This is a genomic window from Methylophilus medardicus (assembly GCF_006363955.1).
Classification (GTDB): Bacteria; Pseudomonadota; Gammaproteobacteria; order Burkholderiales; family Methylophilaceae; genus Methylophilus; species Methylophilus medardensis.
Genome location: NZ_CP040948.1, coordinates 1,538,509 through 1,563,410, shown reverse-complemented (window position 1 = coordinate 1,563,410; position 24,902 = coordinate 1,538,509). Strand labels below are relative to the sequence as shown.

The following is a 24,902-nucleotide window of genomic DNA, read 5'->3' as shown; positions in this document are numbered from 1 at the left end:
CTGACATGCCATAAGATCGTCAATGCTGCACATTGATTGATTGCAAATAAAGATAAAAATTAAGCGACCTGCCATGGAAACGACGCAATATTTTAATAAATCCAGCCAAGATGCTCTGCTTGAGTGTCTGTTATATATTTGCCGTCACAATCGGCTGGCAACGACGCGGGATGCCTTAACTTCAGGGCTACCACTTGATAATGGCAAGCTCAACCCTGAGTTATTTAAACGCTCAGCAGAGCGTTTAAGATTAGAGGTGACCGTTAAGCAAGCAGCCATGACTGAATTGCTGCGACCGCAAACCGATATCACCCTACTGCTCAATCACGAGCGTGCCTGCCAGTTGCTCAATATCGACGACACGCGACACTTTGCCCAGGTGGTGTTTGCGGATATATCGCCGGATCCGATCACCATGAGTTTGGCTGACTTGGCTGCGGAATATACTGGTTATGCACTGGTCACCAAGCAAACGTTTATATTCGACAAGCGCACTCCAGAGGTGGGCCGTATCAAAGCGAGGCATTGGTTTTGGGGCACCCTGGCCGAGAACAAAGGCATTTATCGCGATGTGATGTTGGCGGCACTGCTGATTAATTTGTTTGCCTTGGCCATGCCATTGTTTACCATGAATGTCTACGACCGCGTCGTGCCGAATAAAGCGATTGAGACGTTGTGGGTGTTGGGTATCGGCGTTGGTCTAATTGTGTTGGGTGATTTGCTGCTTAGATCCATGCGCGCCTATTTTTTGGACTGGGCGAGTGCCAGAATCGACGTCAAGCTCAGTGCACAAATCATGGAAAAAGTCCTTGGCACCCGTTATGAAGCCAAACCGAATTCGGTAGGTTCTTTTGCCTCAAATCTGCGCTCTTTTGAAAGTGTGCGCGACTTTATTACCTCTGCCACGGTGATTACGCTGATTGATTTGCCGTTCGGCATTATATTTCTGATCGTCATCGCTTGGATCAATGTATACATGGTGTTGCCCGCATTGATTGGTGGCGCCATCGTGCTGATCTATTCTTTAAGTGTGCAAACCAAGATGCACGACTTATCAGAAACCATGTATCGCGCCAGTGCGCAGCGTAATGCGACCTTGATTGAAAGTTTAGTTGGCTTAGAAACCGTCAAATCGATGGGCGTTGAAGGTCAGATGCAGGGCAAATGGGAGAAAAGCGCACTTTTCCTGTCTGAAGTCGGTAGCAAGTTAAAGTTACTGTCCTCGTCGATCACCAATGGTAGCTACGCATTGCAGCAAATTATCAGTGTGGTCATTGTGATTTTGGGCGTGTATTTAATTTCCAATGGTGACTTAACCATGGGTGGCTTGATTGCCTGCTCGCAATTAACCAGCCGTGGCTTAGCGCCCATCTCGCAAATCGCAAGTTTATTCACGCAATATCACACCGCCGCCACTTCATTGAAATCGCTTGAAGAGATTATGGCGAAGCCAGAAGAGCGTAGCAAAGGGGTGAATTTTTTATCGCGTCCTGCGTTTAAGGGCGAGATTGAGTTCAAAAATGTCTCCTTTAAGTATCCCGGTTCGGACGAGCTGGCTTTAAATCGCGTCTCTTTCAGAATTCGCCCCGGCGAACATGTGGGCCTGATTGGCCGCATGGGCTCTGGCAAAACTACCATCAATAAGCTGATTTTGGGGCTCTACCAACCCAGCGAGGGCGCGATCCTGATTGATGGGATTGATGCGCGTCAGATTGACCCGGCCGAATTGCGGCGCAGCGTTGGCTATGTGCAGCAAGACAATCACCTGTTTTATGGCTCCTTGCGCGAAAATATCACCTTGCGTGATCCTCATGCTGACGACCAGTCCGTGTTACAAGCGGCGAAGATTGGCGGCATTGCAGATTACGTCAATGCGCATCCGAAAGGCTTTGACCTCGAGGTGGGTGAGCGCGGGGACACCTTGTCGGGTGGCCAGCGTCAAGGAGTGGGTATTGCGCGCGCATTTGTGACCCAGCCACAAATCGTCTTGCTCGATGAACCTACCAGCGCCATGGACCATTCAGGTGAAGAAACCGTAAAGCGTAATATTGCAGAGGCCACCAGCGGTAAAACCATGGTGGTGATTAGCCACCGGAATGCCATGCTAGAGCTGGCAGAACGCTTGATTGTGATTGACTCCGGTCAAGTCGTGGCTGACGGTACGAAAGAAGATGTCACGGCTGCGTTACGTGCCGGTAAAGTGGGTAAGGCAAGGTAACAACATGGCAAAAAAAATATTCGATCAAATTGGTGAAGTGACCAAGCCCGACAGCTTCTGGGTGCGCCTCGGCAAGCCGGTACATATGCTGGTCGACAAAATGGTGAACACTGACACCGCAGAATCCAGAAACTGGACTGAGCAAGCCCATGCAGTGATGGTAGAAGACACCATGCTGCATGCCAAAATGATTATGTATGGCATTTTAATTATTTTGCTGGTGCTGCTTGCATGGGCCAGTCTGGCCAAAGTAGATGAGGTGACACGCGGCGAAGGTCGAGTCATTCCGTCCCGTCAGATTCAGGTGGTGCAATCACTAGACGGTGGCATCGTGGTAGATATCATGGTGCAATTGGGCGATACCGTTAAACGTGGCCAACCGCTGATCAAAATTGATGAAACCAGAGCGATTTCTTCGCTAAAAGAAAATGAAAGCCAATATTTGTCACTGAAGGCAAAAGAAGCCCGCCTAAAAGCGCTCGCCAATGGCGGCAGTTTCAACCCGCCCAGTGAAGTGCAGCAGAAAATCCCGGATACTTATTTGCAAGAGCTACAGTTATTTAATGCGGGCAGGGATGAGTTGGGCTCACAAATCAATATTGCCAGAGATCAGTTGTCGCAACGCGAGCGTGAGCTGTCTGAGGTGCAATTTAAAAAAGAAGTGGCCATTAAAACCTATGAGTCCACCAGTAAAGAGTTAGCCGCTAATCGTCCCTTGCTGAATAGCGGAGCCGTTTCCGAAATTGAGATTTTGAGATTGGAGCGAGATGCCAACCGCGCCAAAGGCGACATTGATCAGGCATCGGCGCAACTTGGGCGTATCACTGCGTCGATCTCAGAAGCGCGTCGCAAAGTCTCAGAAGCGCAACAATCATTCACAAGCAAGATACGCACAGAATTGAACGAGACGACCGCCAAAATCAACAGTCTCACGCAGTCTAGTCTCGCGCTGTCGGATAAGGTCAAGCAATCCACACTCACCTCGCCCGTGAACGGTAAAGTCAGCAAGCTTTATTTCAATACGGTTGGTGGGGTGATTCAGCCGGGCAAAGAGGTGATGGAGGTCGTCCCTTCTGATGATGCCCTCGTCATTGAGGCCAAGGTGCAGACTAAGGATATTGCATTTATCCGCCCGCAACAGCCCGCCATTATTAAACTGACCGCTTATGACTACACCATTTACGGCAGTTTAGAGGGCTCGGTGCAAGATATTGCTGCCGATTCGACCATTGACGATAAAGGTAATGCCTATTATGTCGTTAAGATAAGAACAGATAACAATACGCTGGGCGACCATTTACCGATTATTCCCGGGATGGTGGCACAAGTAGATATTTTGACAGGGAAAAAAACCGTGCTCTCCTACTTATTAAAACCCGTCCTAAAAGCAAAATCTTACGCATTAACCGAGCGTTAAATACTATGAAGCATTTATTCGTTACTACCTTAAAACAAACCGTCGATTCATGGCTGAAGGCTTTCCCGCAGCTAACTGTCATGTCTGGTGTTGTGTCTGCGGATATGGCGGGGGCCTCTGTGATATGGGTGCATGCACAGCTAGAGCAGGGTAATCAATGGCGCCAGCATGTCCAGCAGATATTGCGGGTGTTGCCATCTGCCAAAGTGATCGTCTTGTCTAACAATCCCGATCAAACAGAAGCCATGCAAGCGCTCGAGTCAGGTGCGGTTGGTTATTTGCACGCATATGCGCATCAAAACGTCCTGAAAGAAGTATTCAGCGTAGTCTCACAGGGAGGGGTTTGGCTGGGTCGCGATGTTCTGAAACATTTAATTACCCTCACCACGCAGGGGCAAACCCAGCCTGATGCCATGGAAGAAATATTAGAGGGCTTGACTAAGCGAGAACGTGAAGTGGCCTTGCAAGCAGCCAAAGGCAACAGCAATAAAGAAATTGCCCGCGTATTGTCTATCTCTGAACGCACGGTAAAAGCGCATTTAACCTCTGTGTTCGATACGCTTAAAGTGCGTGATCGTTTACATTTGGCCCTCGTGCTGCAAGGAAAATCGGCCGCTGGTCACTTTGCATATGACGAAAATGTTAAAAAAGACGCACTGAAAAAATTTCATTTGAACTCCTGATTGTTTAATTAACAATAATTATTGTAAATATTTGTAAATGTGATAATTTACTCATAATGTTTGAATGTAGGACTGCGACTACAGATTCCTACACAGCTTTGTTATGCGAAAACCAAATCAATTTGCTTGCTTTAGTAGCTTAGGTCCACTTGTGCCAGCATTATTGGGTGGTTATACTGAAATTGGATGAATCTTTAATAACTTGTAAGAGTCTGCACATGAAACTAAAAAAAATAGCCTCTGCGCTCCTTTTAGGAGCCTTTTCTTTCACGTCGGTCACATGGGCAGCCAGCCCAGAAACTCTCGAAAAAATAATTGAAAAAGCAGTTTCCGAAAACCCTGAAGTGCAAGCCAGTCTTCATGCCTTTAAAGCGGCTGAACTGGATGAGTCTGCCGCCAAAGGGCGATATTTGCCAAACTTAACGGTGGATCAAACCTTCAGAAATCAAGAGCGCCTGACGCCAAACGTTAACAACACCTTTACACCGAATCAACAATCAACGCTGACGTTGCGTCAAATGCTATTTGACGGCTTGGCGACGCCTGCTGAGGTGGGTCGTCTAGATCACGTGGCGAGATCGCGCTTTTACGAGTTGCAAGGTCAAATGCAGGCGGTTGCCTTAGACACGGCAAGTGCCTATTTTGATTTGTTGCGCTATCGTCGCTTAGTGTCTTACGCACAAGACAACTTTGTGGTGCACAAGCAGATTTTCGACAAAATTAAATCTCGCGTCGATGCAGGCGTTGGCAAGAAAGTAGATCTTGAGCAAGCGACGGGTCGACTGGCGCTAGCTGAGGCCAACCTGCTCACTGAAACCACTAATCTTTATGATGTTTCTGCACGCTTTCAACGCTTGGTCGGTGAGTTGCCTCCAGATAATCTGAATGATGTGATGATGACCGGTGATGGCTTGGCTGGCACTGCGGATCAAGTACTAGACACCGCTTATAAGCAAAACCCGAATATCTTGGCTGCGATTGAAAACATTATTGCGGTTGAAAAATCTGTGTCAGGTAAAAAAGCACCTTTCATGCCGCGACTAGATTTACAAGGGCGTAAAATCATAGATGTGAATGATGCCAGTAAAAATAGTACCTTGGCAGCAGACACCTTAGAAGTGACTGCAAGTTGGAATATTTTTAACGGCTTTACCGACAAATCAAATCTTGATTCAGCGGTAGAAACATTAAATCGTTCTCATGATTTGCGCGACAAAGCCTGTATCGATACGCGTCAACTGGTTGCGATTGCCTACAACAATATCAAACAGTTAACTGAACAGGTGGCTTACCGTAAGCAGCATCAAGATTCGATTGAAAATGCACGACTGGCCTACCGTAAGCAGTATGATATTGGTCAGCGTACTTTGCTCGATTTACTCGATACCGAGAATGAATACTTTCAGTCACGCCGTAACTTTACTATTGCTGAGATGGACTTGAGTACGGCTTATGCTAGAACCTATGCTGGGCAAGGATTGTTGTTGAGCAAGCTCGGTGTGACTAGGTCAGATGTTGGTGAGTTAGCACGTGAAGAATATATGGACCGCGAGAATGTCTGTAAGGCAGTCGTGCCAGCGCAAGTGGTTCCTGACAAAGCCGCGTTGTTAGCGAATGCTAAACCTTGGGAAGGGGATGCGTTCAAACCAAAAATGCAAGAAAAAGCGACCATGAAGTTTACGCCGCGCATCTTGTTCCAAGCGAATAGCGCCATTATCTTGCCAGAATCCTATGCTGATCTTGATATCGTTTACAGCGTTGTGAAAGAGTGGGGCACGGATAAGGTTGAAATTGCAGGTCACACCGATAAACGTAGTACCTCTAAAGAAAAGTACAACTTACTGTTGTCAGAGAAGCGCGCTAAGGCAGTGGCAGATTACTTGATTAAGAAAGGCTTGGATGCACAGCGCTTTGCAGTGAAAGGCTATGGCTTCTCGCAACCGTTGGCAGAAAATGACCCCGTGAATGGCAATGACGCCAACCGCCGTGTTGAGATTATTCGCTTTCAGTCAGTCACACAGTAAAACCTAACGTGAATCCGGTGTGCCGGAAAAGTACAAAAGCGGTGCCAACGGGCACCGCTTTTTTTATGCACCAAGTCAGCGAGCACAACCAACCCAAATATTGTACTTTAGTACAATAGATTTTCATTTTAGATTGCAGTCTAATACGACAATATCAAAATAGTCTCAATTTTAAGTGAGGAACACATGGCTACAGTAATCGGAACCGTTACAAACATTCAAGGTATGGCTATCGTCGTAGATGCCAATGGTAATCGCCATATGTTGAAAGTTGGAGAGATCCTTCACGCCGGTGATAAAGTCATTACGGCTGCAGGTGCGGCGGTGTCGGTTAAACTCGCTAACGGTGAGACGGTGAATTTTGCAGAAGCGCAAACCGTCAAGATTACTGAAAACTTGGCGCAAGTGGATGTCTCTGATGTTTCAGAAAATGCAGTCAATCAGGGTGTATTGGATGCTGTCATTACGGCATTAAATGAAGGTCGTGATATTACCGAGGTGTTAGACGATCCAGCAGCTGGTGAAGGCGGTAGTGATGGTAATGCCTCATTTGTTAACTTGGAACGTATCCAGACCGATGTTGGGGGTGCCGCCAATTATGATGGAGGCACGGGTGTGGGCAGTTCAGCCCCACAAGGATCGATTGCGCCAAACTTTGTTTTCTTAACGCCTGCCAGTGGTGCACCGATCATCGTGCTCTCAGGGGATATCAATAATGATGGAACCTTAAATGCCAATGAGTTAGCGGGTGCTTTGTTTACAAATGCGAATGTTAGCCTGCCCGTAGGTCTTGAGCCAGGTGATGTATTGAATGTTGCACACAACAGCGGAACGATCACTGTGGTTTTGTCAGCAGCTAATATCGCCGCAGGTTTTGTCAATGTATCCATTCCGGTCCCCGCTGAAGGTACTACATTGGTTGCCACAGCAAGCATCACCAATCAGTCTGGTCAAACCTCCCCATCCAGTTCAGACTCGGCATTGATTGACACCATTGCCCCTGGTGCGCCGATCGTGACGATTGAAACGGATACGAACAACGACGGTTATATCAACAAAGCGGAGTTGGGCAGTGAGACGTTGGCGAAGGTATCAGTGGCGTTGCCGGCGACCGCGATGCCTAATGACCAATTACTGGTGAGTGTGAACGGTGGCACGCCGATTGTGATTACGCTGAGCCAAGCGGACATTAGCAAAGGCAGCGTGAGCGTGCCTGGGATTGCGGTGCCTGCGAATGGTCAGGACTTGTTGGTGACGGCACAGGTCAAAGACATTGCTGGCAACGTGGGTCCAACTGGCAGCGATCTGGCCAAGGTGGATACCGGTGTGCCTAATGATGGCGCAGCACCTACAGTCGAGATCACCACAGATGCGAACAACGACGGCTTTATTAACCGTGCAGAGCAAGGCAATGCGACGACAGACGATGTGAAAGTTTCGTTTGACGGTGGCAAAGTATCGATTGGTGACATCGTGACCGTGACCGACGGTATCGTCACGAAGAACATCACGATAGACGCGAAAGCGAAAGCGGACGGCTATGTCACGACGACGTTTGCCAAGCCAGTAGAAGGTGGCTTCTTGACGGTCAACGCGATCATCAGTGATCTTGCAGGCAACAAGAGCGACAAAGGTGAAGACACGGCGAAACTGGACACCAGTGCGTTGAGTGGTTTGACTATCACGCTGACCACAGACAGCAACGATGACGCCTTCATCAACAAAGCGGAATTGACGGCAGCGGGTAATAAAGTCACGGCAGAGATCAAACTGCCGTTGGATGCCGCCGCTGGAGATTCACTGGTTGTGACTGGCACGGGCAATGCGACGCAAACGATCACACTGACACAGGCGCAGATTGATGCAGGCAAAGTGGTTGTCACCTTCAATCCACCGGCAAACGGTGTTGATTTGCAAGTAACGGCGCAGGTGACAGATCCTGCAGGTAACACATCCAACATTGGTACTGACCATGCAGTCATTGCCACAGACGGCCCAGGCGCGCCAACGGTGACGCTGACCACCGATACAGACAACAACGGTTATATCAATCAGAATGAATTGAACGGCAGCAGCACGGTGTCAGTCCTGATTGGCTTACCTGCGACTGCGAAAGCGGGCGACAAGCTGATCATCAATGATGGCATTAACCCACCAACAACATATGTATTAACCCCGGCTGATATTACAGCGGGTAGTTACACTACGACGGTGCCTGCGCCAGCCTCTGGCACAGCGCTGACGGTGACCGCACAGATTGTTGACGTTGCAGGTAACCCAAGCAACACTGGAAGTGATAGCGCGACGATAGACACCACGGTGTACAGTGGTTTAGCGATCGAGATCCGTACGGATGCGAACAACGATGGCTTCATTAACCAAGCGGAACTGACCAATAACAAGATTGATGTACGGGTGACGGTACCACAAGGTGCTGCGACTGGCGACACACTGACGGTGACTGGCTCTGGCAATGTACCGCAGACCATCATTCTGACGGCAGATCAGATCAATGCGGGGTATGTTGATGTATCGTTCAATCCGACCTTAAACGGTACGGACTTCCTGTCAACGGCATCGATCAAAGATGCTGCGGGTAATGCATCTGGTCCTGTACAGGATCAAGCGAAACTGCAACTGGTAGCCCCTGGTGCGCCGATCGTGACGATTGAAACGGATACGAACAACGACGGCTATATCAACAAAGCGGAGTTGGGCAGTGAGACGTTGGCGAAGGTATCAGTGGCGTTGCCGGCGACCGCGATGCCTAATGACCAATTACTGGTGAGTGTGAACGGTGGCACGCCGATTGTGATTACGCTGAGCCAAGCGGACATTAGCAAAGGTAGCGTGAGCGTGCCTGGGATTGCGGTGCCTGCGAATGGTCAGGACTTGTTGGTGACGGCACAGGTCAAAGACATTGCTGGCAACGTGGGTCCAACTGGCAGCGATCTGGCTAAGGTCGATACTGCGGCCCCAATCAAGCCTAGTATTGACAATATTTTTGACGACTTTGGTACAAGCAAAGGCAATATTTCAAGTGGCGGCACAGCAGATGACCCAACACCTACTTTAACTGGTAAAGCTGAAGCAGGTAGTACAGTGACTATTTTTGATGGCATCGTAAAAGTGGGAACAGCAACCGCAGATAAAGATGGTAACTGGACATTTACACCTGCTACTGAAATTGCCAAAGGTCTTCACAACTATACAGTCACGGCGACAGACGCGGCTGGGAATATCAGCCAGCCAAGCAACACATATACTTATACGCTGAATCAAGCACCAGTGTTCCTGACATTGAATGCTATAAGTAGTGTCTCTGAAGATGGTTTAGTTGGTGGCCTGTTAGATGCGGGACCTTCAAACGTGATCGCTACGGGTTCCATGGGTATTTCTGATCCAAATGGCGACCTGAAGAGCGTGACATTGACTGCACCGACCGATACTTATACCTCTGGTGGCACAGTGATTAGCTGGTCAGGGAATAATACAGGCACCTTAATTGGTTCTGCGAATGGTAAGGAAGTAATCAGGGTTACCATCGATAGCAAAGGTGACTATGCGGTCAGTCTGTCTGGGCCAATTGATCATCCCAATGCGGGCGAAGATAACCTCGCAGTTAAGTTTGGTGTGAACGCCACCGACAACAGTGCAACCACGGCTGGCTCTATTACTATAAACGTCTCTGATGATGCGCCAGTAGCTGCGAATCAGACATTGAACGCGACAGTCTCCGCCGGCACCAACATCATGTTTACTATTGATGTCTCAGGCAGTATGGATACCAAAGATGGTGTGAACCGTGCTACTCGTCTTGAAAGCGAGATTGCATCGATCAACCGTTTATTGGACGGATACATCGCGCTTGGTGGCGACATCAAAGTGATGATTGTGACATTCTCTGATAATGCCTCTCAGAAAACAGCAAGTTGGGTCACCGTTGGTGAAGCCAAGGTCGTGCTGGCCGGGTTAACGACACTTTCAGGCACCAACTATGATGCAGCATTATCGGGGGCGCAATCGGCGTTCAATGCTGGCGGTAGAATTGTCGGTGGTCAGAATGTGGGTTATTTCTTCTCTGATGGTGAGCCCAACAGGGGGCTTGAGATTGGTGATGCAGACCGTCAAAACTGGGAAGGCTTCCTCAAGGCAAACGATATCAATCAATATGCGATTGGTGTGGGTTCCGGGGTAAGTGCTGCGCAAGTTGCAAACAGCATGAATCAAATTGCTTATAACGGCGCGAAAGAGATTGATACGAATGCAGTGCGAGTGAGTGACTTCACACAGTTGGATAGTGTACTTTCTGCCACTTTACCGACCCCTATTGCTGGTAGCTTGACCACAGGTGGTGGATTTGGTGCGGATGGCGGTTATGTCAAATCGATTAGTGTGGATGGTACTAACTACACATTTGATAACAAGACAGGGGCTATTTCGGTTAATGGTCAAAACAATAGTACATATAACCAGACCACGCATCAATTGACGGTTAAAACCACGGTCGGTACGTTTGTGGTGGATATGGATGACGGCAACTATACATTCACGCCAAAACAAGCCACCGTGACGTTGACGAACACCACATTTAATGCGGCTGCGCAGAGTCAAAACACGCCATTGCCAGCAGGTTGGTTTACTGACAACCCAAGCCGCACCATTGAAGTGCAAGAGAGTACGATTTATGGCTTGTCCAGCAGCTACGGCAATGTGCTTGAAATTGAAAACTACAGAGGTGATGGCAACATCTACACGCTGATTAAACCTAATGCGGGTGACACCGTGACCTTGGGCTTTGATTATGCAGGACGTGCGAACTACTTGTCAGGCACTGACTCTGCGATTCAGGTCATTGTGGATGGCAAGGTGATAGATACTGTGAATACCCGTAGCCTCACGATGACGCACTTTACTTATACTTTTGCTGGTACTGGTAATGAGATGCGTGTGGAGTTCAAATCGATAGATACGAATAGTACTGGTGGTTTACTGGATAACATCCTCATCACTAGCACTAGCACCTCCAATGTGCCGACCTCAACACAACTGGGTTACACCTTGAGTGACAAAGATGGTGATACTAGTTCGGCAACGTTGACACTGAATGTGAGCAAAAATACCAGCGTAGTGACCACGCCACAAGTTGCACCGGATGTGGCCAATGCTGCCAGTGCTTCTGGTTTAATTGCCATCCCGGGCGTGCTCAATGTGGATTTGTTGAATTTTGCGAGTCGTCAGGCATTTGCGGCGAGTGACGTTAACAACAATATTAGTAACGTGACCATTGCTTACAGCAGCTTATTGGGTGTAGTGCTCGGTGCTAATTTGTTGTCCTATTCACAGGCTGTGGCGACTGAGCTGGGACTCAAGGTCACTTATACGCAAAACAATGGTTTACTCGGCTTAGTGGGTGCCAGTGGAAAAATGGTCGTCACCGCCCTTGATGGTGGCACCGTGGATAACCTTGCGTTAAACGAGTTCTTGTCTACAGTTAAGGTGGATCAAGCAGTGGGCGTGAGTGCATTACAAACCTTGAATATTACTGCCACTGACAGTACTGGCTTGCAAGACAGCGCAAGTGCTTCTACTTTGCTGAGCCTAGATTTGCTCAGCAGCAGCAACAGTACGCCGATCTTGGGTGGCGATAGTGGTAATAATGTTGTCAACGGCACCTCTGGAAACGACATTATTTACGGCTACGCTGGCAATGACACTTTAAACGGCGGTGTTGGAAACGATATCTTGCGTGGTGGTGCAGGTAACGACACTTTAAATGGGGGCGATGGCAACGACATCCTCATTGGTGGTAAAGGAAACGATACCCTTACAGGCGGTGCCGGTGTTGATGTATTCAAGTGGGATCACGGCGATGAGGGTGTTGCGGGTGCTCCTGCCCGCGATACCATCACTGACTTCAACAAAGCTGCGGTGAGCCAAGGCGGTGACGTGCTGGATGTGCGTGATTTGTTACAAGGCGAAAATGCTGGCAACTTAGTCAACTTCTTGCACTTTGAGAAATCAGGCAGCGATACCATTGTGCATATCAGCTCAAATGGAGGGTTCTCGGCTGATGCACACAATGTGTCAGGCAGTTTCAGTAGTGGAAACACCACTCAGCAGATCGTGTTGAGTGGGGTGGATCTCACTACGGGTCAAACCTCCGATGCGGCCATTATTAACAACTTGTTGTCACAACAAAAATTGATCACTGATTAATGATTTGGTTTTTTTAAAGCGACCTCAGGGTCGCTTTTTTTTCGCCCATATTTCCTCAAACGTCCATGCTTGGTGTTTGTCTCTGCATAGATGAAATACACGACTTATCTCAAACATTACAAATGTTAATTTAAGTTTGTTAAAGTGTTAATATTTTATAAATTAACACTGATTGGATGTGTATGGCGCAGATGCACAACAAGCGGCGGCCGCTTGTTAATGGTTTGTTATTAAGTCTATGGATTGGGGTGTCCATGATGGCGACGCAATGCCATGCTTTGCAGTTGCTGGCCCATTACAATATGGAGGACTTGAATCGCTGGAGTGGGGCACCCAATGAGTTACGCGACGTAGCAAATTATGGCGTTGTCCCCTTCAACGGTAAAGCGATCGGCACGCCTGTACCAAGCAGTGCCTTTTCTGAACAAGCCAAAGTGGATTATCCACTGAGCACTTGTGCCTACTCACAATATGCTGGGCCCAGCAGCAATGGCGGGGCGTTTTTAATTAGTGATATCCCTGTGGATACCAGTACCAGCGGCAAACAGAGTGTCACTTTTTGGATGTATTGGGAGGGCGATGATGCTGTTGCCCCCTTAGGCTGGAGTGATTACAAGCTGGTCATTAAAAATAACGTGCTTGGCTTTGATGCCAATGACGGACGGTTATATGGCACTTCTGCCACTGGCTTGGCCAAAGGTTGGCATCATGTGGCCGCGATATTTACAAATTTAGATATGTCACAAAACAGCTTGTACATTGATGGTGTGTCGAAAACACTCACAATGAGTGGGACGCGCAAACTCAACTCCATTGCCAAGTTCGACCCTGATGCCATTCCCACCGCAGCGCCTCCGCCAGGATGGTTCACAGATAATCCTAGCGGTGTGCTAGAAGTCTTTCCGTCTACCTCTTATGGAATAGTCTCCCCGACGGGGCGTTTACTTGAGATTGAAAATAATGTGGGGGATTACAATTTATACACCCTGATCAACCCTAAAAAAGGGGAGGAGCTCACGCTAAGTTTAGATTATGCAGCGAGACCGGGCTTCACGTCGGGCACCGATTCTGCGATTGATGTATTGTTGGATGGTGTCTTTATTAGAACGCTCAATACTCAGGTTGCACAGTTCCAAAATTTTGTGATTCCCCTCGGTTATGGCACTGGCAATCCGATGCGGTTGGAGTTCCGCTCAGTTGATCGTAATAGTACTGGCGGCTTACTTACCAATATTGATGCCCTGCAAAATCAGGCTGTACCTACCGAATCAACTTTTGTCATAGGCGGTTTTGGCAGCCAAAACAGCATGCGCTTTCGTGGTCGTTTGGATGAGGTTAGAGTTTATAAAGGAGCGATCACTGCTAGCCAAGTGCAGGCGGACCTTAACGAAGTGCATGCTTGTAACCGACTGAGTTATTTGCAGATTGTGCATCCCGGTGAAGGCGTGGCCTGTATGCCTGCAAATATCAAGATCAACAGTTGTATCGGTACAGATAGTCAAGGCCAGTGTATGCGCGCAGCCTTGGGCATTAACGGCACATTAAATGCCTCTAGCTTGCAAGGCACAATCATTAATAGTCGTAGTTTTGCAATTTCACTAGGCTGGCCTAGCACCGATGTCGATTTGTCGGTGCCGGTAGTACAGACTGTCAAACTGAGCGTCAGCGATTTAAGTGCACAACCAGATCGCGCACAGGCGTTTGAATGCCTCAACACCAAAGATAACTCCAACAGCTGTGATTATATTTCGCGTGAGGCAGGGTTCGTGTTCAGCACGCAGCCCAATGGCAATAGTCTTGACATTTCGAATCAGCTGGCCGGGCAAGAATCAACGCAATACTATCTGCGGGCCATCCAGACGGACAACAAGAGCGCAGCCTGCCAGGCCGCGCTCAAAGGCAGCACGACAGTACAAATGGGCTACCAGTGCATCAATCCAACCACCTGTGCGCCGGGTGCTGGGGATCAAATGCGGATAACAGGGCGTGGCCAGCAAATCATCACCGCGAACAATCATGCAGATACGGCGTTGAATTTGAGAGATGTAGAGATGGCGTTTGATGACAATGGCAATGCGCCATTCAAGTTGAATTATTTTGATGTCGGTCAAACCACACTTTGGGTTAAAAAAACAGTAAACGCGGCCCAACTGTCGGGCAACACTACTTTTGTGACCAAGCCTTATTCTCTTGGTGTTCTCGACAACTCCATTAAAAGCGCCACGGATGGTCCTAACCCGGCAGCGGGTGATGCCAATGGCCCGGTGTTTGTGCAGTCTGGCACTTCTTTCAAAGCGACCGTGGCCGCCTATGCCAAAAACAATGCGCTCACGCAGAATTTTGGGCGCGAACAAACGCCAGAATCAGTCACTTTGCAAGCCTCAGTCATCGCGCCGGCGGGTGGCGCGCCTGGCGTACTCAAGAACGCCAGCACGCAGCCAGGCAGCTTTGCAGGCGGCAAAGCTGAGCTTGCCACATTGGAATGGAACGAGGTCGGCATCATCAAGCTGTCACCGCGTTTGAGTGATGGCGACTATCTGGGGGCTGGCGATGTGACGACAACTAGCTCGGGCAATGTGGGACGTTTTTATCCGCATCATTTTGGCATCAGTGCGATCAAAAGTCAGTTGGCCTGTGGCAGTTTTAATTATTTTGGGCAGGATGGCTGGCTCACTGCATTTAAACTCTTTGCACAGGCAAAGGATGGTAGTGTGACCAAAAACTATGAGGGGGATTATGGCAACAGTTTTGCCAAGTTTAATCTGGCCGACTATAGCAGTTATCATTTTAGTCTGAGCCCGGCAAGCTACACCTTAGGGGTCAGCAAAGATATGCCTACCGGCCAGTGGGTGAAGGGGGAGGCGACAGTGACGGCAACGCATCTGGTGAAGCGACCTGCTGATGCTGTGCCTGAAGCGCCGCTGACACTCATGGCGAAGCCGCTGGATGATGATGGCGTAAGCACATCTGAAGCGGTTGCCGTCTCAAGCCCAGATGCATTTAGATTCGGACGTTTGTTTATCACCCCGGCCCACGGCTCTGAGTTGCTCGCGTTACCAATAAAGATTGAGGCGCAATACTGGCGTCAAATTGGCTTAGATGCTGCCTATGTGCGCAACAATGCGGACAGCTGCACCCAGATACCATTACAGTCTATCGTGATGAAAAACTATCATGGCAACCTCAATGCCTGTGAAACACACTTGTCGGGTAACGCCAATGTCAGTCAGGGCGTGTCGCGCTTTAAATTGACTGCCCCTGGCATAGGGAGTGATGGTCGGCCGAATACCGGCAGTGTCGATCTCGAGGTGAATCTGGGGCCGGCATTGCCCAGTGAAAATACCTGTATCGGCGCGACAGAGCAGCCTGCTGCTGGCGGCGCACTACCATGGTTGGGGGTTGATCCTGTCTCACGTGCATCGTTTGGCATTTATAAATCGCCGGTCATTTATCTGAGAGAAGAATTTTAAAAAATACCCCCGGCTAGCGCAGGCCAGTCGGGGGTATTTGGGGCTTGTGGCTAGCGCAGGCTTAGACTGCGAGCATGTCTACAAAGACATTCACTGGGGTAGATTCTAGCTTGGATTGATCCTGACACAAGGCCAGAATCTCAGCTTGTTTGCCTGCATCAAAACGGCGTGCCAAATTCACTTTGAATTTTTTGACCAGTTCAGGGATGCCTTCGCCACGGCGACGGCGGTGACCGATCGGATATTCCACGGCAATATTGCTGGACTGCGTACCATCTTTAAAGAAAATCTGGATCGCATTCGCAATCGAGCGCTTTTCAGGGTCTAGATAATCGCGCGTGTATTCGGCTTTTTCGACACAAGTCATCTTGTCGCGCAATGCGTCAATACGTGGATCAGACGCGGCCGCATCTTCATAATCTAGCGCGGTTAGGCTGCCTTTGAGCAGGCCAACGGCTGCCATGTATTGAATGCAGTGGTCGCGGTCGGCCGGGTTATTCATCGGTCCACTTTTGTCAATGATGCGGATCGCTGACTCATGCGTGGTGATGATGATTTTGTCGATATTGGCGATGTCTTGCAGCGTTTGCAAGCGTTGCTCGACTTCTATATTCAACTGAAACGCGCATTCAACCGCTGTTTGGGCGTGGAACTCGGCCGGAAACGAAATTTTGAACAATACTTGTTCCATTACATAACTGCCGTAGGGGCGTTGAAACTTGAATGCGTTGCCTTTGAATAGCACATCATAAAAGCCCCAGGTTTTGGCCGTGAGCGCGCTGGGATAGCCCATTTCGCCCTGTAACGTCATCCAAGCCAGTCGCACGGCGCGTGAGGTGGCATCGCCGGCGGCCCAAGATTTGCGGGATCCGGTATTGGGGCTGTGTCGATAGGTGCGCAGGCTTTGGCCGTCGACAAAGGCATTTGAAACAGCGTTGATGATGTCTTGTTTGTTGCCGCCCAGCAATTTTGTGACCACTGCTGTGGATGCAATCTTGACCAGGATCACATGGTCTAAGCCAACGCGATTAAAACTATTTTCGAGCGCCAATACGCCTTGAATCTCATGCGCCTTAATCATAGCAGTCAATACGTCTTTCATCGTGAGCGGCGCTTTGCCTTCTGCCACGTGTTTGCGCGACATGTAGTCAGCCACGGCGAGAATACCACCCAAGTTGTCAGATGGGTGGCCCCATTCTGCCGCCAGCCAGGTATCATTAAAGTCCAACCAGCGGATCATTGCACCAATATTAAAAGCCGCCAAAATGGGGTCTAGCTGGTAAGACGTGCCCGGTACTTTTGCGCCATTGGGTACAATGGTGCCAGCAATCACCGGCCCGAGCAGTTTTGTGCAAGCGGGATAATCTAATGCTTCAAAGCCGCAGCCCAAGGTATCCATCAGGCAGTTGCGGGCCGTGTCGTAAGCCTCGTTAGAGTTGATTTCAAAGTCGGCCACGTAATTGGCGATATCGACAAGGACCTGATCGGGATCGGGGCGGACGTTAGAGATATGGGCGGACATAAGTCATTTTTCTTTCAGATAATAAAATGCGCCAAACACTACGCAACACTTCATGGATCATGCTGCGCTAAGTGGGATGCTGGTGGCAAAAATTAACGTTTTTCTAAGGGTAGAAACGGTCTATTTTCCGGGCCGTTGTATTCTGCATTCGGTCGGATAATCTTGTTATCGATACGCTGCTCAATGGCGTGTGCTACCCAACCGGTCGTGCGTGAAATCACGAAGATAGGCGTGAACATGCCGGTAGGAATACCCATCATGTGGTAGCTTGAGGCGCTGTACCAATCGAGGTTAGGGAACATTTTTTTCTCTCGCCACATGGTCGCTTCAATGCGGGCAGAAATATCAAACAACCGCATGTTGCCGGCTGCCTCGCACAAAGATTTGCTGACGGCTTTAATGGCTTCATTACGCGGGTCAGCGATGGTGTACACCGGATGACCAAATCCGATAATGATCTCTTTGCGAGCCATACGTGCCATGATGTCTGCCTCGGCCTCGTCAGGCGTTTGATAGCGCTCGATGATTTCCATCGCGGCCTCATTCGCGCCGCCGTGTTTTGGCCCACGCAAGGCGCCGATGGCACCAGTGATACAGGAATACAAGTCTGATAAGGTGCCTGCTATGACACGCGCGGTAAAGGTGGAGGCGTTGAACTCATGCTCCGCATACAACACCAGCGAGGTGTTCATGGCTTTGATGTGCAGTGCCGAAGGTTTTTTGCCATGCAGTAGATGCAAGAAGTGCGCGGCAATCGACTCATCATCGGTTTCAACCTCAATGCGAACACCGCGGTGACTAAAGTGATACCAATAAATGAGGATAGAGCCAAAACAGGCAATCAGTCTTTCACCCAACGCTTGGGCGCCTGCGGTGTTACGATCGATGGCTTCGGGTTCTAGCGTCCCCAACATAGAGCAGCCCGTGCGCATCACATCCATTGGGTGCGCATTGGCAGGAATCTGTTCCAGTACCGCTTTGAGCGCACTGGGCAGGCCGCGTAGCTTTTTGAGCTTTTGGTGATAGGCATTGAGTTGTGCCTCGGTGGGCAGCTCGCCGCGTATCAACAAATATGCGACTTCTTCGAAGGTGGCTTGTTCAGCCAGTTCGATGATATCGTAACCACGATAATGCAAGTCATTGCCGCTATGACCCACGGTACAAATAGCCGTCGTGCCGGCAGCGACGCCAGCCAAAGCGACGCCTTTTTTGCGTTTAGGGGCTTCGCTGGCAAGTGGGGTAGGGTCAGTGGTGGTGTTCATAACAAACCTCCTTATCTCTGGTCGGGTGTGCTTATTTTTTGTACAGCACGTCTAGCTTTTGCTCAAAATCGTGATAGCCGAGGTGCTGATAGAGATCGGCACGGGTTTGCATCAGATCGAGCACATTTTTTTGCGTGCCATCTTGACGCACCCCCTGATAGACTTTGAGTGCCGCTTGGTTCATGGCCCGGAAGGCCGATAATGGGTAGAGCACCATACTGACGCCAGCCGTGGCAAGTTCATCGACGGTAAATAACGGCGTGGCGCCAAATTCGGTGATGTTAGCCAGCACAGGCACTTTGACTGCTTCGACAAACTGCTGATACATGCCTAGTTCTGTCATGGCTTCTGGGAAAATCATATCGGCGCCGGCTTCGACGCAAGCACACGCGCGGTCAATTGCAGACTGTAAGCCTTCTACTGCCAGCGCATCCGTCCGTGCCATGACGACGAAGTCAGCATAAGGTTTGGCATCCACGGCAGCTTTGACCCGGTCTACCATTTCTTCTAGGCTGACAATCGCTTTGTTTGGCCGGTGACCACAGCGTTTTGCGCTGACCTGATCCTCAATATGCACGGCGGCGGCGCCGGCTTTCGCCACACTTTTAATGCTACGGGCAATGTTGAATGCGCCGCCAAATCCGGTATCAATATCTACTAATAATGGCGTATCTACCGCGTCTGTGATGCGTCGCACATCTACTAACACATCTTCTAGTCCCGAAATGCCTAAATCTGGCAAGCCGAGCGAGCCTGCGGCAACGCCGCCACCAGAAAGATAAATGGCTTGAAAGCCAGACTGTGTTGCCAGCATGGCGTGGTAAGCATTGATGGCACCAATGATTTGGAGCGGTTTTTCGGCGGCGAGGGCTGCACGAAAGCGGCTACCTGCTGTGATTGATTGCGTCATGTCTCTTCCTGTCCATCAGCCATTAAAAGAAAGCATGCTCAGCATCCGCTGGCATGGTCACACCCGTCTGCTTGGCCTTTTGTAAGACTTCCCAGAAGTAACGATACGTCGCGCGATCATGTAGCTCGCCCGCATATTGAATTGGCCCCCAGTCAGCGGCTTGCGCAGCCAGTAAGATATTGGCGGCGTCGTTCACTTCGTCATAATTGGGCTTCATGGCGTCGACAATTGCCTGAATTTGGGTTGGGTAAATACTCCACATACGCATAAAGCCAAATTCATTTCGGGCCCGAGCGGCATCGCTGTAGGTCACTTCTACATTTTTTAAATCTAAGGTCACGTTGTGGGCGGGCACCACGCCATTGGCTAAGGCTGCTGAGACCACTTCCGCTTTGGCACGCGCCAGCAGGCGATGCTCAAACTGCCCTGGGCTGCGCATGGCCGAGGCAGGAATTGCGCCATGATGCGCGCTGACAAAATCCATCAGACCAAAGTCCAGCACCTGTAACCAAGGCAGTTGTGCAATTTCATGCACTTGCCTTAGTGCGCCGTGTGTCTCAATCAGAATATGTACCGGGATGATGCGTGAGATGCCGTGCTGTTTGGCAACCTGTTGAATATAGGTGATCATTTCGCGTGCTTGGGCAATATCGGTACATTTCGGAATCGTCAGATAGCTGAGCACCTCTCCCGCGCCGCCGACCAAAATTTCGATATCTTTTTTCCAATGCGGGTGGGTGTAATCGTGAATGCGCGCGCCCGCCATCTTATATTGGTTGGCAGGCGAGTTCAGTACCCGCACGATCATCTCGGCATGCACCTGTTCCTGCCCACTGGCTGCGCCATCTTCGCAGTCACAGGTGATATCAAACACCGGGCCGATGCCGTTCACTTGTGTGGGGTCCTGCAGCGATAGGGCTTTCAGAATGAGTTTTTCACTACCAGCAAAATGTTCACAAGCCGGAATCACCGGAAACGGTTTCTCACCGCCAAAAAGCGCTTGGTTTGGATGAACGGCCATTATGAGTTTCCTTTTCTTGGCATTAAAACGGTATAGTCGAGATCGAGGACCACGTGTGGGTGATAGCCTTGCGTGGTTTTGATGTTTTCAAGGTTGGCGGGCGAGATGTTTTTGACGCCGACCATTCTTAAGCGCAAGGCGCCTAACGCTGGGTCAGGCAACGCCCACTTATCCAGTACTTTGGTCAGGCAATAAATCGTGTCGCCGGCATAGCTTGGATTGGCATGGGTGCCGCCATTAATCGCTAAAATTGCGATTGCGTTTTCTAGGCCCTCGAAACTGAGGGCGCGGCAAGCTGAAATCACTACGCCGCCATAGACCAGGCATTGGCCTTGGGGTGTGCTTTTCATCAAGTGTGCATCAAAGTGCAGGCGGGCATTGTTCTGATACAAGTGCGTCGCCATGGTATGGTCACTCTCATGAATCGTCAGTCCGGCAGGGTGACGCAAACACTCCTCTACTTGGTAATCATCCCACCAATAATTGCCACCGGTGGCATGGCTCAGCGCGTTGTTCACCTTGAGATGTGCAGGAATCACGAGTGATTCAACATTCACATGTTCCGCTAACGTCGGAATCACCGTTTCAGGGGCCGGTGCCTCGTGATTCTTTTTGTGAACCATGACCCAGCGTACCCAGCTGAGCACTGGCTGTTGATGTTGGTTGAGCGTGGTTGAGCGGACCCATACCACCCCGTTTTTACCATTGGAATTTTGTTTTAGGCCGATCACTTCGCTACTGGTCGTGAGGGTGTCTCCGACATACACCGGTTGCAGAAAACGGACTTCTGCATAGCCTAAGTTAGCCACCGCATTGACTGAAATGTCGGGGACGGTTTTGCCAAACGCAATGTGAAAGGCCAGCAGATCATCTACCGGCGCCTGTGGATAGCCGAGCGACTGGGCCAGCGGATCACTACAATGCAGCGGGTTGCGCGCGCCGGTCAGGGCAATATAGAGCGCAGTGTCGCCGGCGGTAATGGTGCGAGGTGTTGCGTGCTGGATGGTTTCACCCAACACAAAGTGCTCAAAAAAACGGCCGGTGTTGATTTTAGTCCCCATGGTCAACTCCTTAAATAAACTCTTCTTCTAGCTCGGCAATGGCTTCTGCCAGTTGAATTAGGCGTTGCGCGGCTTTGATGTGGTGGTGTTCCACCAGCTTGTCATTCACCACCACGGTGCCTCGGCCGCCTTCGTTGGCCTCTTTAAGCGCTTTGATGATCAATCTCGCATGTTGCACCTCGCCGCGTTGCGGGGTATACGCGTCATTGCAGTAGGCAATTTGTGCCGGATGCACCAGTGATTTACCATCCATGCCAATATCCCGCCCCAAGCGACAGGCATATTCAAAGGAATGCATGTTTTTAAAGTCTGAGGTGATGCCATCAATCACGCCTTTACCATAGGCTCTGGCGGCTAATATCACCAGCGATAGTGAGGTTAAAATTGCAGAGCGTTCATGCGTGACTCGGGCGTGTAATTGTGAGATCAGATCAGAGGTCGCCATTACCATACAGATAATGCGCTCTGAGGCCGCCGCAATTTCCTTGGCATTGAGTACCGCCAGCGGACTTTCAATCATCACCATCATCGGCACGTCTTTGCCGCCTGCGTCATCCAGCAATTGTTGCGCTTGCAACACATCTTCGCGGGATTCAATGTTCGGGAATAGGATTGCATCTGCCCCAATGTTGGCAACTGCTTGAATGTCATCATGGCCCCAAAGCGAGTGTAAGTCATTGACACGGATCACAACTTCTCTTTTGCCGTACCCACCCTGTTTGACTGCATTCACCACATTTTCACGGGATTGTATTTTGGCATCCACCAGAATAGGGTCGCCCAAATCTAGAATCACAGAATCTGCTGCGAGCGTCCGTGCGCGATCCAGGTAATGTTGATTGCAACCTGGCACATATAGCATCGAGCGTCTCGGTCTGAGTGCATATGACATGGGTTTTCCTTAATTGCGGCAAGAAATTAAGTTCATTATTCAATAATAAAAAAAGACTGTCAACAAATATCTTATGTCTTATATAAGATATAAAACAGTGGACAACGAAATAACGCTGTGATATAAATTTAAAAACTCGTTTTAGGTATAGTGAATGATGCAAATCAGCAATGGAGTCAGAGCTATGGACAAGCAATTAGGATCGCCAAGTTATCGGCCGCTATATGATCAAATTAAAGTATTGATTACGCAAAGTCTGATTGGTGGGGAGTGGCGCCCGGGCGATATGATTCCCAGTGAGATTGACCTCGCGCAACGGTTTAAGGTCAGTCAGGGCACGGTGCGTAAGGCGATTGATAGCTTAGCCACTGAAAACATTCTGATACGCCGTCAAGGCAAAGGCACGTTTGTCGCTACCCACAATCAAGATGATGTGAAGTTGCGCTTTTTGCGATTGACCGCAGAAAACGGCCAAAAGGAAATATTACAAAATGAATTTATTTCCTGTATTAAAAACAAAGCCAATGTGCACATTGGCAAAGTGCTCGAAATGAAAGCGGGTGCGACCACCATTGAAGTTAAACGCTTGCTGACTTTTTCTGGACGGCCCTTAATCTATGACCACATCATTGTGCCAGCTGCGCCATTTAAAGGCTTAAATCGGGCCAAGGTCGAAGAAAGCAATGGCTCCATGTATAGCATGTATGAATCTCAGTTTGGTGTGCGCATGATTCGTGCGGAAGAGCGCATCAAGGCGGTGGCAGCGGATGCAGAAGTCGCCAAAGCGCTAGGTTTGAAGGAAGGATATCCTTTGCTGAGTATAGAACGTGTATCGTTTACCTATGGCGATAAGCCGATGGAGTGGCGTCTAGGACTCTGTCTGACAGATGATCATCATTATATGAGCGAGCTCGAATAAGGCGCACTTTGCAACAATTTATTGCATAGCCTTTTGCCAATATAAGGCTTACGCAATCACGAATGAGGTGACTGAATGGACGATTTAAAACAACGTGCGCTGGATTACCACCAGTTTCCCAAACCCGGAAAACTGAGCGTCGAGTCTTCAAAGCCGTGCGCCACACAGCAAGACTTGTCTTTGGCTTATACGCCAGGCGTTGCCGCACCTGTGCGCGAAATTGCAGCGGATCCGGCCAATGCCTACAAATATACCAATAAAGGGAATTTGGTGGCGGTAATTACCGACGGCACTGCGGTTTTGGGACTAGGCAACGTAGGCGCATTGGCGGGTAAGCCGGTGATGGAAGGTAAAGCGGTGTTGTTTAAGCGTTTTGCGGATATTGATGTGTTTGATATCGAAATCAATGCTGCCAGCCCGGATGAGTTTATCCAAACAGTGATCAATATTGCGCCGACATTTGGTGGCATTAATCTAGAAGATATCGCGGCACCGCATTGTTTTTATATTGAAAATACGTTGAAAGCGCGTCTGGATATTCCAGTGTTTCATGATGATCAGCACGGGACGGCGGTGATTGTTGCGGCGGCCTTGTTGAACGCACTTGAGCTGCAAGGTAAAACTTTGCCTACGGCCAAGATTGTATTTTTAGGCGCGGGCGCAGCAGGCTGTTCTTGCGCCAAACTGCTTAAATTGATGGGGGCGACCAACATCACGATGGTGGATCGCAAAGGCGTGCTAGATACGCATCGCGATGATTTGCACGATAACAACCGTGCGTTAGCGATTGAGGCGGGTGAGGTCACTACGCTGGCAGATGCCATGCAGGGTGCGGATGTGTTTATTGGCGTATCGGCTAAAAATGGCCTACCCGCTTCATTGGTGTCGCTGATGGCGGCCAAGCCGGTTATTTTTGCGCTGGCTAATCCTGATCCTGAAATCTTACCAAGCGAAGTATTCGCCGTGCGCGATGATGTGATTATGGCGACCGGGCGCAGTGATTTTCCAAATCAGGTGAACAATGCCTTGTGTTTCCCCTATTTGTTTCGTGGTGCCTTGGATGCCAAAGCCAAACAGATTACCGAGCAGATGAAGGTCGCCGCAGCCAACGCGTTGAGCCAATTGGCCCGCGAGCCGGTGCCGCAGCAAGTGCTAGATGCTTATGGCTTAACTGCACTTTCGTTTGGTCGGGAATACATTATTCCTAAACCGTTTGATCCCCGCCTCATGGCGTATGTGGCGGGTGCCGTGGCACGGGCAGCTGAGCACGCTGAGTAAGTGGGC

The 24,902-nt window shown here is 49.6% G+C and carries 14 protein-coding genes; 8 read left to right on the top strand and 6 right to left on the bottom strand.

The features are described 5' to 3' along the window. The first annotated feature begins 73 nt into the window (after positions 1-73). The 6 genes from FIT99_RS07520 (at position 74) to FIT99_RS07495 (ending at position 16,031) form a co-directional block, all read left to right on the top strand. A complete protein-coding gene (locus tag FIT99_RS07520) occupies positions 74-2,218 on the top strand; it encodes a type I secretion system permease/ATPase (protein WP_140003719.1) in 2,145 nt (714 codons plus the stop codon). Positions 2,219-2,222: 4 nt separating this feature from the next. Next, positions 2,223-3,635, top strand: coding sequence for an HlyD family type I secretion periplasmic adaptor subunit (locus FIT99_RS07515; protein WP_140003718.1), 1,413 nt, complete (start codon positions 2,223-2,225; stop codon positions 3,633-3,635). Positions 3,636-3,715: 80 nt separating this feature from the next. Next, a complete protein-coding gene (locus FIT99_RS07510; RefSeq protein WP_223261145.1) occupies positions 3,716-4,318 on the top strand; it encodes a LuxR family transcriptional regulator in 603 nt (200 codons plus the stop codon). Between the two features lie 218 nt (positions 4,319-4,536). Further along, positions 4,537-6,342: a TolC family outer membrane protein gene (locus FIT99_RS07505; protein ID WP_140003716.1), complete on the top strand. Its 1,806-nt coding sequence runs from the start codon at positions 4,537-4,539 to the stop codon at positions 6,340-6,342. Positions 6,343-6,528: 186 nt separating this feature from the next. Next, on the top strand, positions 6,529-12,561 hold the full coding sequence (locus FIT99_RS07500) for a retention module-containing protein (protein WP_140003715.1): 6,033 nt from the start codon (positions 6,529-6,531) through the stop codon (positions 12,559-12,561). Between the two features lie 254 nt (positions 12,562-12,815). Beyond that, positions 12,816-16,031 (top strand): DUF6701 domain-containing protein, encoded by a 3,216-nt coding sequence (locus FIT99_RS07495; protein WP_140003714.1) that lies wholly within the window; start codon positions 12,816-12,818, stop codon positions 16,029-16,031. A gap of 61 nt (positions 16,032-16,092) precedes the next feature. Here FIT99_RS07495 and FIT99_RS07490 read toward each other — a convergent pair whose 3' ends face one another. From FIT99_RS07490 to FIT99_RS07465, 6 genes are all read right to left on the bottom strand, one after another. Beyond that, positions 16,093-17,553 (bottom strand): bifunctional 2-methylcitrate dehydratase/aconitate hydratase, encoded by a 1,461-nt coding sequence (locus tag FIT99_RS07490; protein WP_140003713.1) that lies wholly within the window; start codon positions 17,551-17,553, stop codon positions 16,093-16,095. 92 nt (positions 17,554-17,645) lie between these two features. Beyond that, positions 17,646-18,815 carry a bifunctional 2-methylcitrate synthase/citrate synthase gene (gene prpC, locus FIT99_RS07485; protein WP_140003712.1) on the bottom strand — a complete coding sequence of 390 codons (1,170 nt, stop codon included), beginning with the start codon at positions 18,813-18,815 and terminating at the stop codon, positions 17,646-17,648. Between the two features lie 31 nt (positions 18,816-18,846). Beyond that, complete coding sequence (gene prpB, locus FIT99_RS07480) at positions 18,847-19,725, bottom strand: methylisocitrate lyase (RefSeq protein WP_140003711.1); 879 nt, start codon at positions 19,723-19,725, stop codon at positions 18,847-18,849. A 22-nt stretch (positions 19,726-19,747) separates the two neighbouring features. Continuing rightward, entirely contained in the window at positions 19,748-20,746 is a 999-nt protein-coding gene (locus tag FIT99_RS07475) for an HpcH/HpaI aldolase/citrate lyase family protein (protein WP_140003710.1), read from the bottom strand. Further along, on the bottom strand, positions 20,746-21,807 hold the full coding sequence (locus FIT99_RS07470; protein WP_140003709.1) for a MaoC family dehydratase: 1,062 nt from the start codon (positions 21,805-21,807) through the stop codon (positions 20,746-20,748). The genes FIT99_RS07475 and FIT99_RS07470 overlap by 1 nt, the downstream gene beginning before the upstream one ends. Before the next feature lie 10 nt (positions 21,808-21,817). Next, positions 21,818-22,699 (bottom strand): HpcH/HpaI aldolase/citrate lyase family protein, encoded by an 882-nt coding sequence (locus FIT99_RS07465; RefSeq protein WP_189524720.1) that lies wholly within the window; start codon positions 22,697-22,699, stop codon positions 21,818-21,820. A gap of 184 nt (positions 22,700-22,883) precedes the next feature. Between FIT99_RS07465 and FIT99_RS07460 the strand changes: the two genes are divergently transcribed. Both FIT99_RS07460 and FIT99_RS07455 read left to right on the top strand, forming a co-directional pair. Further along, positions 22,884-23,618 (top strand): GntR family transcriptional regulator, encoded by a 735-nt coding sequence (locus FIT99_RS07460; protein ID WP_140003708.1) that lies wholly within the window; start codon positions 22,884-22,886, stop codon positions 23,616-23,618. 75 nt (positions 23,619-23,693) lie between these two features. After that, a complete protein-coding gene (locus FIT99_RS07455) occupies positions 23,694-24,896 on the top strand; it encodes a malic enzyme-like NAD(P)-binding protein (protein ID WP_140003707.1) in 1,203 nt (400 codons plus the stop codon). Positions 24,897-24,902: the final 6 nt, after the last annotated feature.

Bases quoted from the DNA above. Each gene is read 5' to 3' on its own strand.
- FIT99_RS07520 (WP_140003719.1), top strand. From the start codon at position 74: ATGGAAACGACGCAATATTTTAATAAATCCAGCCAAGATGCTCTGCTT.
- FIT99_RS07515 (WP_140003718.1), top strand. From the start codon at position 2,223: ATGGCAAAAAAAATATTCGATCAAATTGGTGAAGTGACCAAGCCCGAC.
- FIT99_RS07510 (WP_223261145.1), top strand. From the start codon at position 3,716: ATGTCTGGTGTTGTGTCTGCGGATATGGCGGGGGCCTCTGTGATATGG.
- FIT99_RS07505 (WP_140003716.1), top strand. From the start codon at position 4,537: ATGAAACTAAAAAAAATAGCCTCTGCGCTCCTTTTAGGAGCCTTTTCT.
- FIT99_RS07500 (WP_140003715.1), top strand. From the start codon at position 6,529: ATGGCTACAGTAATCGGAACCGTTACAAACATTCAAGGTATGGCTATC.
- FIT99_RS07495 (WP_140003714.1), top strand. From the start codon at position 12,816: ATGATGGCGACGCAATGCCATGCTTTGCAGTTGCTGGCCCATTACAAT.
- FIT99_RS07490 (WP_140003713.1), bottom strand. From the start codon at position 17,553: ATGTCCGCCCATATCTCTAACGTCCGCCCCGATCCCGATCAGGTCCTT.
- prpC (WP_140003712.1), bottom strand. From the start codon at position 18,815: ATGAACACCACCACTGACCCTACCCCACTTGCCAGCGAAGCCCCTAAA.
- prpB (WP_140003711.1), bottom strand. From the start codon at position 19,725: ATGACGCAATCAATCACAGCAGGTAGCCGCTTTCGTGCAGCCCTCGCC.
- FIT99_RS07475 (WP_140003710.1), bottom strand. From the start codon at position 20,746: ATGGCCGTTCATCCAAACCAAGCGCTTTTTGGCGGTGAGAAACCGTTT.
- FIT99_RS07470 (WP_140003709.1), bottom strand. From the start codon at position 21,807: ATGGGGACTAAAATCAACACCGGCCGTTTTTTTGAGCACTTTGTGTTG.
- FIT99_RS07465 (WP_189524720.1), bottom strand. From the start codon at position 22,699: ATGTCATATGCACTCAGACCGAGACGCTCGATGCTATATGTGCCAGGT.
- FIT99_RS07460 (WP_140003708.1), top strand. From the start codon at position 22,884: ATGGACAAGCAATTAGGATCGCCAAGTTATCGGCCGCTATATGATCAA.
- FIT99_RS07455 (WP_140003707.1), top strand. From the start codon at position 23,694: ATGGACGATTTAAAACAACGTGCGCTGGATTACCACCAGTTTCCCAAA.